Source organism: Streptomyces sp. F001, assembly GCF_004187715.1.
Taxonomy (GTDB): domain Bacteria; phylum Actinomycetota; class Actinomycetes; order Streptomycetales; family Streptomycetaceae; genus Streptomyces; species Streptomyces flavusporus.
On record NZ_QZWF01000004.1, the window covers coordinates 547352 to 559922 of the forward strand.

General features: G+C 70.3%; 8 protein-coding genes. 4 read left to right on the forward strand and 4 right to left on the reverse strand.

What is annotated here, in order from left to right:
• Positions 1–109 precede the first annotated feature (109 nt).
• Positions 110–1423 carry a TadA family conjugal transfer-associated ATPase gene (locus StrepF001_RS19760; RefSeq protein WP_240797584.1) on the reverse strand — a complete coding sequence of 438 codons (1314 nt, stop codon included), beginning with the start codon at positions 1421–1423 and terminating at the stop codon, positions 110–112.
• Positions 1420–2520, reverse strand: coding sequence for a septum site-determining protein Ssd (gene ssd, locus StrepF001_RS19765; protein ID WP_129799545.1), 1101 nt, complete (start codon positions 2518–2520; stop codon positions 1420–1422). The genes StrepF001_RS19760 and ssd overlap by 4 nt, the downstream gene beginning before the upstream one ends.
• A 589-nt stretch (positions 2521–3109) precedes the next feature.
• Here ssd and StrepF001_RS19770 point away from each other — a divergent pair.
• The gene (locus StrepF001_RS19770; RefSeq protein ID WP_129799546.1) at positions 3110–3943 is read left to right on the forward strand and encodes an HAD-IB family hydrolase; all 834 of its coding nucleotides are present in this window, start codon (positions 3110–3112) and stop codon (positions 3941–3943) included.
• Positions 3944–4298: 355 nt separating this feature from the next.
• Here the strand turns inward: StrepF001_RS19770 and StrepF001_RS19775 are convergent, their stop codons facing one another.
• The gene (locus StrepF001_RS19775; protein WP_129799547.1) at positions 4299–5123 is read right to left on the reverse strand and encodes a Fic family protein; all 825 of its coding nucleotides are present in this window, start codon (positions 5121–5123) and stop codon (positions 4299–4301) included.
• Between the two features lie 101 nt (positions 5124–5224).
• Between StrepF001_RS19775 and StrepF001_RS19780 the strand changes: the two genes are divergently transcribed.
• Positions 5225–6205, forward strand: coding sequence for an ATP-binding protein (locus tag StrepF001_RS19780; RefSeq protein ID WP_165396306.1), 981 nt, complete (start codon positions 5225–5227; stop codon positions 6203–6205).
• Positions 6206–6211: 6 nt separating this feature from the next.
• Here the strand turns inward: StrepF001_RS19780 and StrepF001_RS19785 are convergent, their stop codons facing one another.
• The gene (locus StrepF001_RS19785; protein WP_129799549.1) at positions 6212–7474 is read right to left on the reverse strand and encodes a hypothetical protein; all 1263 of its coding nucleotides are present in this window, start codon (positions 7472–7474) and stop codon (positions 6212–6214) included.
• 420 nt (positions 7475–7894) lie between these two features.
• On the opposite strand from StrepF001_RS19785, the gene StrepF001_RS19790 reads away from it, so the two are divergent.
• Positions 7895–10291: a SulP family inorganic anion transporter gene (locus StrepF001_RS19790; protein WP_240797591.1), complete on the forward strand. Its 2397-nt coding sequence runs from the start codon at positions 7895–7897 to the stop codon at positions 10289–10291.
• 233 nt (positions 10292–10524) lie between these two features.
• Positions 10525–12480 (forward strand): acetate--CoA ligase, encoded by a 1956-nt coding sequence (gene acs, locus StrepF001_RS19795; protein WP_129799551.1) that lies wholly within the window; start codon positions 10525–10527, stop codon positions 12478–12480.
• Positions 12481–12571: the final 91 nt, after the last annotated feature.

Consider the following 12571-nt stretch of genomic DNA (forward strand, 5'->3'; position numbering starts at 1 on the left):
CTCGTTCCTGCTGCGAAACAGCTCCCGCTCGTTCCCACCGCCAAGCAGCCCCCGCTCATCCCTGCTGCCAGGCAGCCCCCGCTCTGTCCCTCCGCCGATCAGCTCCCGCTCATTCCCACCGCCAAGCAGCCCCGCTGGTCCCTGCCGTAGAGCACCTCCTCCTCATCCCTGCCGCAGGCCGACTCCCACTCGTCCCCGCCGGAAAGCAGCTCCGCCTCACCCGCCCCGCCGGAAGGCAGCCCCGCCTCACCCGCCCGCCGGAAAGCAACCCCGCCCCGCCGAGCAACGCCCACAACCGCTCCCAGCCCCGCTCGCGAACAAACGCCTCCGCGCCCCACCGCAGCGCCGGTACCGTCCTGACCAGCCCCGAAGGGTCCCGCTCCAGCACATGGACCTCGGCGATCCGCCGCCGCCCGGTCCTGTCGCGGACGAGGTGCAGTACGACCGACAGAGCAGCCGCCAACTGGCTGTGCAGCGCAGCCCGGTCGAGCCCGGCCGCCGTGCCGAGCGCTTCCAGGCGGGCCGGTACGTCGGCCGCCGCGTTGGCGTGGACGGTCCCGCAGCCGCCCTCGTGGCCGGTGTTCAACGCGGCCAGCAGATGCACCACTTCGGGTCCGCGCACCTCTCCCACGACCAGCCGGTCCGGCCGCATCCGCAACGCCTGCCGCACCAGGTCCTGGAGCGTGACGAGCCCGGCACCCTCCTGGTTGGCGGGTCTGCTCTCCAGGCATACGACATGCGGGTGGTCCGGCCGCAACTCGGCCGAGTCCTCGGCGAGCACGATCCGTTCACCCGGCCCGACCAGCCCCAGCAGCGCGCTCAGCAGCGTCGTCTTGCCACTGCCCGTCCCGCCGCTGATCAGGAAGGACAGCCGCGCCCGGAGCAGTGCCCGCAGCACACGGTCCCCGCCCGGCGGCACCGTGCCCGCCGCCACGAGCTCGTCGAGCGTGAACGCGCGCGGGCGCACGACACGCAGGGACAGGCACGTACAGCCCATGGCGACCGGCGGCAGAACCGCATGCAGTCGTGTGCCGTCCGGCAGTCGGGCGTCGGCCCACGGCCTGGCGTCGTCCAGGCGCCGCCCGGCCACCGCGGCCAGGCGTTGCGCGAGCCGTCGCACCGCCGCCGCATCCGGGAAGGAGACGGACGTCAGCTCCAGACCGCCACCCCGGTCCACCCAGACCCGGTCGGGAGCGGACACCAGTACGTCGGTCACGGACGGATCGGCGAGCAGCGGCTCCAACGGCCCGCTGCCTACCAGTTCGCACCGCAACTGCTCGGCGGCCCCCAGAACTTCGGCGTCTCCGAGCACCCGCCCCTGCTCGCGCAGCGCCTGCGCCACGCGCGCGGGGGTGGGTTCGGCGCCGCTCTCGGCCAGCCACTGCCGCACGCCGTCCAGCAGTGGCCCGGTGACAGTGTTCATGCGGCACCCCCCTCGACCAGCGCCCGCTCCCAGAACCCCGTGCAGAAGCGCGCCAGCGGACCGCGGGCCGCGCCGGGCGGCGCCTTGCCCTCGTGGGGGCGCAGCAGCCCCGTCTCGACGGGCACCTCGCCGGCCAACGACAGTCCGAGCAGTCGGGCCACCTCGCGGTCGTCCAGCCCGGGCGCGTACGGCCCCCGTACCGCCACCCGCAGGTCCCGCAGCACCATGCCGGCCGCGGACGCCACCCGCCCGGCCGCTGCGACCGCGCGCAGCTCGGCCGGGACCACGAGGAGTCCGATGTCGACCTGGGCGAGGGCCTCGGCTACCGAGTCGTCGATGCGGCGCGGCAGATCGACCACGACGGTGCCGCCCCGGCGTCGGCCCGCGGCGAGCACCGCCCGTACGGCCTGCGGCGGGATGGCGACGCAGTCGCCGCGGTCCCAGCTCAGCACCCGCAGCGAGTGCAGTCGGGGCAGCGACTCCTCCAGGGCGCCGCTGCCCACCCGCCCGCGCGAGGCGGCGAAGGCGGGCCAGCGCAGTCCCTCGGCGGTCTCGCCGCCGAGGAGTACGTCGAGTCCGCCGCCGAGCGGATCGGCGTCCACCAGGAGGGTGCGCAGTCCCTCGCGTGCGGAGGTGACGGCGAGTGCGCAGGCCAACGTGGACGCTCCGGCGCCGCCGCGGCCGCCGATGACGCCGACGGTGAGCGCGGGCCGGCCGACACCCTCGGCGACGTCGGCGATGCGGTCGACCAGCCACTGCTCGCCGTCGGGCAGCATCAGGACGTGGTCGGCACCGATCCGGACGGCCCGCTTCCACACACCGGGATCGTCCTGGTCACGGCCGACCAGCACCACTCCGTGTCTGCGCGCGGCCCCTCGCACCCGCCGCGCGGCGTCGTCCCCCACGAGAACGAGTGGTGCCGCCTCCCAGCCGCCGCCCCGCTCCGGCACACAGTGGTGGACCTCCGGTGTGGCTCCGGCCGCCGCGCACAGGCGCAGCAGGTCGTCGAGGAGTTCGGCGTCCTCGGTGATGATCAGTGGTCGGCTCTGCGGCCCTCCGGTGGCCGACGGCGGATCGTCTGTGAAGGTTCCGGTCACGGTTTCCTCCCCCTTCGCTGCTTGTCTGCTTCGTTCGCGCAGCCCCTGCGGCCCCGCGATTCCCGAACGCGTGAAGAACCGGCCGGCGGCCTCCATATGAACAGCCGACAGAAACCGGCCATACGCCTCCGGCAAACGGAACCGGTCAGGAACTCGCCGCGAGCGGCTGCGCAGGAATCACGGTGCAGCGATCCCGGAAATCGTGTGGATCTTGGTCGATAACTGTGGACAACTCGATGGTTGTGAATATCGCCGTCACCCATACCGGTGAGCCCTGCACCATCTCCTGTGCGACTTCCGGAGAGCAGTCCGACGACTACCGAAAGTGACGGATCATGGGCATGCAAAAGAGGCGGCCGCAGCCGCCTCGAAGCCGCACCGCGGCCACAGGGAGAACGAGAAAACCCACCCGGACATGCGACGACCCCCGCCGGGGGGGAGAGCGGGGGTCGTCCCCACGGCCGACTCGGGGGGGGAGGAGTCGGACCGGGTTAGCACGGTCGCGAACGATCCGTGACTTCCATGGTGTACCCGAGAGCCCTCTCAGGCAAACCCACGCGCCCCACCTTACGCCGAATGGGCTGCCCCTATGCTCTGGGGCGTGGAAAACCACTCCTTGCCCCGCACAGCGGCCTTCTTTGATCTGGACAAGACGGTCATTGCGAAGTCCAGCACGCTCACCTTCAGCAAGCCGTTCTACCAAGGCGGACTGATCAACCGCCGGGGTGTCCTGCGATCCGCATATGCCCAGTTCGTGTTCCTGGCGGGCGGCGCCGACCACGACCAGATCGAGCGTATGCGCGCATACCTGTCCGCGCTGTGCCGCGGCTGGAACGTCCAGCAGGTCAGGGAGATCGTCGCCGAGACGCTGCACGACATCATCGACCCGATCATCTACGACGAGGCCGCATCCCTCATCGAGGAGCACCACACCGCCGGACGCGATGTGGTGATCGTGTCCACGTCGGGTTCCGAGGTGGTCGAGCCGATCGGCGAACTGCTCGGCGCCGACCGCGTGGTCGCCACGCGCATGGTCGTGGGCGACGACGGGTGCTACACGGGCGAGATCGAGTACTACGCCTACGGCCCGACGAAGGCGGAGGCCGTCAGGGAGCTGGCCGCGTCCGAGGGGTACGACCTGTCGCGCTGCTACGCCTACAGCGATTCGGCGACCGACCTGCCGATGCTGGAGTCCGTCGGCCGTCCGCACGCCGTGAATCCGGACCGCGCACTGCGCCGTGAGGCACTCGCGCGCGGGTGGCCGATTCTCGACTTCCACCGCCCGGTCCGGCTCAAGCAGCGGCTGCCCGCCCTCTCCGTACCGCCGCGTCCGGCGCTCGTCGCGGCCGCCGCCATAGGGGCCGCGGCGGCCACCGCCGGCCTTGTCTGGTATGCGAACCGGCGCCGGGCGACGGCCGTCTGACCTGGCCACACCCACGCCAGGAAAACCGGCGCCCGTTTAATACGGCTTTAGTGCTAAAAGTAAAGAAGTGCAGCCACCACTTCCACTCACTCTGGACCTGGAGTACAAAGGACTTAACGGCCCGCGAGACCAAGGCCATCCGAAGGGATCAACCTAAATTCGCACACTGGCCCCACGGACCGAGCATGAACACTGGGCACCCACGCGACGTCGACCCGTCGATTACGGGCCAGCCGCACCAGGTGACGGGCAAAGTTCCCGACCTGATGGGCGACATATCGAGGACGCTTGGTAACCCGGCGCTCATGCCAGCGGCGGTACGAGAACTCGTACCGCCGCAACCCTTTTCGGACGGTTACGCCGCCCCGCGCTGGAGTGCCTCGCACACCGCCGTCGACTCGCGCACGCCCAGCTCGACCGCCCTGCCGCAGTGGGCGATCCACGCCGTCATGCCCTCCGCAGTGCCGGAGAGGTAGCCGTCGAACGCCTCCCGATAGGCCGTGCGGCCCAGCTCGGCGTGCCCCACCTCGGCCGGACAGACGGACTTCGGGTCGAGGCCGCTGCCCACCAGGACGATCCGCTCGGCCGTGCGCGCGACCAGGCCGTTGTGCGAGACGAAGGGGCGCAGCGCGAGCAGCTCACCGTGCACGACGGCCGCCGTGACCAGCGCGGGAGCCGAACTGCCCGCGATGATCAGTTCGGCCAGGCCTTCCAGGCGCCCGGACACCTCGGCCGCATCCGGCAGCGGCTGCTCTATCAGCGGCTCGTCGACGGGCTCGCCCGGCCGGCGGGGCCGCCCCACCTGCTCGGCCTTGTCCGCGGCGGCCACCAGGTGCAGCCTGGCCAGCACACGCAGGGGCGACTGCCGCCAGATGGACAGCAGTTGACCGGCCTCGGCGGTCAATCGGAGCGCCGCACCCACGAGCCGCGCCTCGTCGTCCCCACTGAAGTCGGTGCGCCGACGCACCTCCTCCAGGGCCCAGTCCGCACCGGACAGCGCCGCGGAACCGCGGGCGCCACGCAGCGCCGCCTCGGAGGTGATCTCGTTGCTCCGCCGACGCATGATCCGGTGCCCGTAGACCCGGTCCACGGCCTTGCGCACGGACTCCACCGACTCGGCCACACCGGGCAGCGCACCCAGGGCCGCGAACGGATCGGCGGTCCCACCTGTCGTACTCATGAGTACGACCCTAGCCACCCCGGGCGCACACCCCACGATGGAGTGGTCTTCTTCACCTGCACCTGCCACGCACCGCCAGCACGCCACTACCCTTGGTGAACATGAAAATTGCTTTCGTCGGGAAGGGCGGCAGCGGCAAGACCACCCTGTCCTCCCTGTTCATCCGCCATCTGGCGGCCTCGGGCGCCCCGGTCATCGCGATCGACGCCGACATCAACCAGCACCTCGGGGCCGCGCTCGGCCTCGAGGAAGCGGAGGCCGCCCGACTGCCCGCGCTGGGCGACCGGCTCGCCCTGATCAAGGACTACCTGCGCGGTTCCAACCCGCGCATCGGCTCGGTCGATTCGATGATCAAGACCACGCCGCCGGGCGAGGGCTCGCGACTGCTCCGGGTGCGCGAGGACAATCCGGTCTACGACGCCTGCGCCCGGCCGGTGGAACTCGACGGCGGGGCCGTCCGTTTGATGGTCACCGGCCCCTTCACGGATGCCGACCTGGGGGTCGCCTGCTACCACTCCAAGACCGGAGCGGTGGAGCTGTGCCTGAACCACCTGGTGGACGGCCGCGACGAGTACGTCGTGGTCGACATGACCGCAGGCTCGGACTCCTTCGCCTCCGGCCTGTTCACCCGCTTCGACATCACGTTCCTCGCCGCCGAGCCGACCCGGAAGGGGGTCTCCGTCTATCGCCAGTACAAGGAGTACGCCCGCGACTTCGACGTTGCACTGAAGGTCGTCGGCAACAAGGTTCAGGGCCAGGACGACCTCGACTTCCTCCGCGCCGAAGTCGGGGACGACCTGCTCGAGACCATCGGGCACTCGGACTGGGTACGCGCCATGGAGAAGGGCCGGCCGCCCCGGTTCGAGCACCTGGAGGACATCAACCAGCAGGCCCTGCGCACGTTGCGCACGGCCGCCGACGCGACGTACGAACTGCGCGACTGGGAGCGCTACACCCACCAGATGGTGCACTTCCACCTGAAGAACGCCCAGTCCTGGGGCAATGAGCGCCTCGGGGTCGACCTGGCGGCGCAGATCGACCCCGGGTTCGTGCTCAGTGAGAGTGTCGCCACCCCCGCGTGACGACTCCTACTGCCTGTCCGCCGGCGCCCCGGGGACTCCCTTCGGGGCCGGGGCGGGGCGCACGGACAGGAAGGACGCCCAGCCGTGCTTCGGGGCCTGACCGACCTTCAGCGTGCGCAGTTTCGCGAGGGTCTTCGGGTCCTGGGCGTCCAGCCAGTCCGCGAGCTGCCGGAAGGAGACACAGCGCACCTCGGGTTTGGTGCACACCTGCTCGATGACCTCCTCGACGGCGCGCATGTAGGTGCCGCCGTTCCAGGACTCGAAGTGGTTGCCGATGATCAGCGGTGCGCGGTTGCCGTTGTATGCCCGCTGGAAGCCCTGGAGCAGGCCGTCGCGCATCTGGTCGCCCCAGAACTCGTACTTGGCGGGGTCGCCCTGGGTGGTGGTGCCCGACTGGTTGACCATGAAGTTGTAATCCATGGTCAGCTGTTCGTAGGTGTGCCCGGGGAATGGCACGAGCTGCATCGACAGGTCCCACAGGCCCTCCTTCTTGCCGGGCCAGACCTGGTTGTTGACGCCGCTGGTGTCGTAGCGGAAGCCCAGCTCGCGGGCGGCCTTCATGAAGTTCTTCTGGCCCTCCAGGCAGGGAGTGCGCGCTCCGATCAGCTCCTTGTCGTAGTCGAAGGGCAGGGGGGAGACGTCCTCCATACCGGCGTTGGTCTTCCAGGACTTCACGAACTTCTTCGCCTGGACGATCTCCTCCTTCCACTCCTCCACCGACCACTCACCGACGCCACCGCTGCCGCAGAAGTGACCGTTGAAGTGGGTGCCGATCTCATTGCCCTCCAACCACGCCAGCCGCAGTTGCTTCACGGTGTCGGCGATGCCCTGGCGGTCGTTGAAGCCGATGTCGGAGCGGCCGGGCGAGTGCTGCGGTGGGCGGTAGAGGTCCTTCTTGTCCTCGGGCAGCAGGTACACGCCGCTGAGGAAGTACGTCATCGTGGCGTTGTTCTCCCTGGCGACCCTGCGGAAGTGGGAGAACAGGCGCTGACTGTCCTCGCCGGCGCCGTCCCAGGAGAACACCACGAACTGCGGGGGTTTCGCACCGGGCTTCAGCCGCTCGGGCCGGGGCAGATGCGGCTGCGCCCCGGTGAACGCGGTGGAGCCGTCACCGATCAGGCGGACCGGGCTCCTGGGTACCCCGGCGCCCTGCTGCGGGCCGGGGGCCCCCTCCTCCGAACTGTCGGAGCCGGTCGTGCAACCGACGAGCGATGCGGCACAGGCCGCGGCGACCACAGCGACCGCGGCGATCCTCTGGGTGGCGGCCATGTTCCGCCCACCTTCCTTCTCCAGTCGATGAGTTGGCAGCGCGGCCAAGGTCGCATGAGAAGGAGAAGGAATTAGTACGACAAGCCGATCAAAAGCTCGTTTCACTCACTGAGGCGACGATCTAACCCATTTGCCGGGAAAATCCATGCCTGACCTTTACTCTGCATTACGATTCATTTACTGAGAGTTGCCACATCCCGCTGCTGCACGCCGTGACCCACGGCCGCGACCCAACCCCGCCGCCGGGCGGGACCACCTGTTCCGCGACCGCGCTGCCCCGGAGGAGACGGGAAACATGTCAGCTTGCGTCCCCACCCGCACCACCGACCCCTACGGCCCCGAACACACCCGCCCACGCACAGCCCGCCACCACCCCGGCACCGCCGCTTCCCCGTCGCCGGCGCCGATGTCTCGGCCTCCATCGCCGTCTTCCTGATCGCCCTGCCGCTGTCCCTCGGCATCGCCCTCGCCACCGGCGCGCCCCTGCAGGCCGGTCTCGTCGCCGCCGCCGTGGGCGGACTCGTCGTCGGCCGGCTCGGCGGCGCCCCCCTCCAGGTGAGCGGCCCCGCAGCCGGGCTGACAGTAGTCACCGCCGACCTCATCCAGCGCTACGGCTGGCGTACGACGTGCGCCATCACCGTCCTCGCCGGTCTCACCCAAGTCGGCCTGGGCTTCCTGCGCGTGGCACGCACCGCGCTCGCCGTCAGCCCCGCCATCGTGCACGGCATGCTCGCAGGTATCGGCGTCACCATCGCCGTGGCCCAGCTGCACATCGTCCTCGGCGGCGCCCCCCACAGCTCTGTCGTCGACAACGTGCGCGAACTGCCCGCCCAGCTGGCCGACCTGCATCCGACTGCTCTGTCCATGAGCGTCCTGACCCTGGCCGTCCTGCTCGCCTGGCCGCGGATCCCCGGGCAGATGGGGCGAGTCGTACGGCTGGTCCCGGCGGCGCTCGCCGCGGTGGCGGCGGCCACCGCTGTGGCCGCACTCGGCGGGCTGCGACTGCCCCGGGTCGACCTGCCGTCGTGGAGCAGTCACGCCCTGGCCGGGCTGCCGGAAGGACCGGTGCTCGGGCTCGTCGCCGCCGTATTGACGATCACGCTGGTCGGCGGCGTCGAGTCGCTGCTGTCCGCGGTGGCCGTGGACAGGCTGGCCGCCTCCCGCCCCGGGGGACCGCCCGTGCCACGCGCCGACCTCGACCGGGAGCTGCGCGGCCAGGGCGCCGCCAACATGGTCTCGGGCGCCCTCGGCGGACTACCCGTCACCGGGGTCGCGGTGCGCAGCGCGGCGAATGTGCGAGCCGGTGCCGTCAGCCGGAACTCCACGATGCTGCACGGCGTTCTCGTAGTAGTCGCCGCGCTGCTGATGGTCCCGATCCTGGAGCTCATCCCGCTCGCCTCGCTCGCCGCCCTGGTGATGGCCGTCGGCATCCAGATGGTGTCCCTGCACCACATCCGCACGGTGACCCGCCACCGAGAGGTGCTGGTGTACGCCGTCACCACCCTCGCCGTGGTGCTCCTCGGCGTCCTGGAGGGTGTGGCGCTGGGGATCGCCGTGGCCGTCGGTGTCGCCCTGCACCGCCTCACCCGCACACGTATCACGCACTACGAGACGGAAGGAGTCCATCACGTACACGTACGAGGGCAGCTGACGTTCCTCGCGGTGCCAAGGCTCAGCCGGGCCCTGCACCTCGTGCCCCACGGGGCGGACGTGGTCGTCGAATTGGACGGCTCGTTCATGGACCACGCGGCGTACGAGACCCTGCACGACTGGCAGAAGACGCACACCGTACGAGGCGGTTCCGTCGAACTGACGGGCCGCCGTGCCGGGGTCCAGATCGCCGAGCCCACCGGCGCCTCCGGCCGCCACGGAGGTTCCTGGACCCCCGAGCCGGCCGACTCGGGCGGCTGCCGATGCCGGCCCTGGACGCCCTGGCGCAACCACCAGTGCGAGCAGGACCGCCCGCCGTCCGCGCAGCCGGCCGGTGAGCAGCCGGGCGGAACGGACGGCCCCGAGACCGTCGGGGACGGTTCGGGCACGTGCGGTGAGGGCGTCCACGTCAGCGTCATGCGCGACCGGGAGGGGCTGCCCGGGCCGGGTGACGCCGGCGGTCAAGAGCCGAGCAGTCATCAACTGGTGCGCGGGATCAGCGCGTTCCAGCGCAACACCGCTCCTCTGGTGCGGGGCGAGCTGGCCCGACTGGCCCGGGAGGGGCAACGGCCGTCCCAGCTCTTCCTCACCTGCGCCGACTCACGCCTGGTCACCTCGATGATCACCTCCAGTGGCCCCGGGGACCTGTTCGTGGTGCGCAATGTGGGCAACCTCGTCCCTCCCCCAGCTAACGCTGGGAGGTGCCCCCAGCCCGGCGAGGAGAGCGGGGACGACTCGGTGGCGGCGGCGATCGAGTACGCGGTGGACGTGCTGAAGGTGCGGTCCATCACGGTGTGCGGGCACTCCGGGTGCGGGGCCATGCAGGCGCTGCTCAACGCCGAGCCGGACGGCACGCGGACGCCCCTCAGGCGGTGGCTGCGGCACGGTCTGCCCAGCCTCGAGCGCATGGCCGACACCGGGCGGCCCTGGGGTCGGCTGGCCGGGCGCGCGCCCGCCGACGCGGTCGAGCAGCTCTGCCTGACCAACGTGGTGCAGCAACTGGAGCACCTGCGCGCCCACGAGTCGGTGTCCCGCGCGCTGCGCGAGGGCGCGCTGGAGCTGAACGGGATGTACTTCCACGTAGGGGAGGCGCAGGCATATCTGCTCCTCGATGCGGAGGAGGAGAAGGTGTTCGACACCGTGCGGCCGGTGGACCTGTCCGCATGACGCGTGGCCCGGGTCCGGAGGTGTGAGGGGCGTTACAGGACTGAACCGGGTCCGCGCGCGGTCCGTGGGAAGGGATGACCGGCGTCGGAAGCGGTTCGAGGCCGGCCCGGTCACCCATGGGTGCGACCCTCGACAGGTCTAAACCAATATTCAGTCGACCCTTGTCATCGGACCACCAGGTCTGATGAGCTGTGGCCTGGGACACAACGGACACCCTTCGAGAGGGAGATGTCGTGAGCAACGAGAGCCTGGCCAACCTGCTTCGTGAGGAGCGTAGGTTCGCACCCCCCGCCGACCTGGCCGCCGACGCCAACGTCACGGCGGAGGCGTATGAACGGGCCAAGGCTGACAGGCTCGGCTTCTGGGCCGAGCAGGCCCGTCGGCTGACCTGGGCCAAGGAGCCGAGCGAGACACTGGACTGGTCGAACCCGCCGTTCGCGAAGTGGTTCAAGGACGGCGAGCTGAACGTCGCGTACAACTGCGTCGACCGGCATGTCGAGGCCGGGCAGGGTGACCGCGTCGCCATCCACTTCGAGGGCGAGCCCGGAGACAGCCGCGCCATCACCTATGCCGAGCTCAAGGACGAGGTCTCCAAGGCCGCCAACGCCCTGCTGGAACTGGGAGTTCGCAAGGGCGACCGGGTCGCGGTCTATATGCCGATGATCCCCGAGACCGCGATCGCGATGCTGGCCTGCGCCAGGATCGGCGCCGCGCACTCCGTGGTCTTCGGCGGCTTCTCGGCCGACGCGCTCGCCACCCGCATCCAGGACGCCGACGCACGGGTCGTCATCACCTCCGACGGTGGCTACCGGCGGGGCAAGCCGTCCGCGCTCAAGCCGGCCGTCGACGACGCGATCGCACGTGTGGACAACGTCGAGCATGTGCTCGTGGTGCGCCGCACCGGCCAGGACATCGCCTGGAACGACGAGCGGGACGCGTGGTGGCACGAACTCGTCGAGCGGCAGTCCGCCGAGCACACCCCGGAGGCGTTCGAGGCCGAACACCCGCTGTTCATCCTCTACACATCCGGTACGACGGGGAAGCCGAAGGGCATCCTGCACACCTCCGGCGGCTACCTCACCCAGGCTGCCTACACCCACCACGCCGTCTTCGACCTCAAGCCGGCCACCGACGTCTACTGGTGCACCGCCGACGTCGGCTGGGTCACCGGGCACTCGTACATCGTGTACGGTCCGCTCGCCAACGGCGCCACGCAGGTGATGTACGAGGGCACGCCGGACACCCCGCACCAGGGCCGGTTCTGGGAGATCGTGCAGAAGTACGGGGTGACGATCCTGTACACGGCGCCGACCGCGATCCGTACGTTCATGAAGTGGGGCGACGACATCCCCGCGAAGTTCGACCTGTCCTCCCTGCGTGTCCTCGGCTCCGTCGGTGAGCCGATCAACCCCGAGGCGTGGATCTGGTACCGCAAGCACATCGGCACCGACCGTACGCCGATCGTGGACACCTGGTGGCAGACCGAGACCGGCGCGATGATGATCTCGCCGCTGCCCGGCGTGACGGAGACCAAGCCGGGTTCCGCGCAGACGCCGCTGCCCGGCATCTCGGCGACGGTCGTCGACGACGAGGCGAACGAGGTGCCGAACGGCGGCGGTGGCTACCTGGTGCTGACCGAGCCGTGGCCGTCGATGCTGCGCACGATCTGGGGCGACGACCAGCGGTTCATCGACACGTACTGGTCGCGGTTCGAGGGCAAGTACTTCGCCGGTGACGGGGCGAAGAAGGACGACGACGGCGACATCTGGCTGCTGGGCCGGGTGGACGACGTGATGCTGGTGTCCGGCCACAACATCTCCACGACCGAGGTGGAGTCGGCGCTCGTGTCGCACCCGTCCGTCGCCGAGGCGGCCGTGGTCGGCGCCGCCGACGAGACGACCGGGCAGGCGATCGTCGCCTTCGTGATCCTGCGCGGTACGGCGGCGGAGACCGAGGACCTGGTGGCCGAGCTGCGCAACCACGTGGGCGCCACCCTCGGCCCGATCGCCAAGCCGAAGCGGATCCTGCCGGTGGCGGAGCTGCCGAAGACCCGCTCCGGCAAGATCATGCGTCGGCTGCTGCGGGACGTCGCGGAGAACCGCCAGCTCGGCGATGTCACAACGCTGACCGACTCCACGGTCATGGATCTCATCCAGGCGAAGCTCCCGGCGGCATCCAGCGAGGACTGAGAACGCTCGAGGGCTGAGGGCGGCCCGACAGGGCACCCGGCGAAAGACGCCTGACAGGCGCGCCGGGTGCCCTTTTTGCGCCTAACGTGAA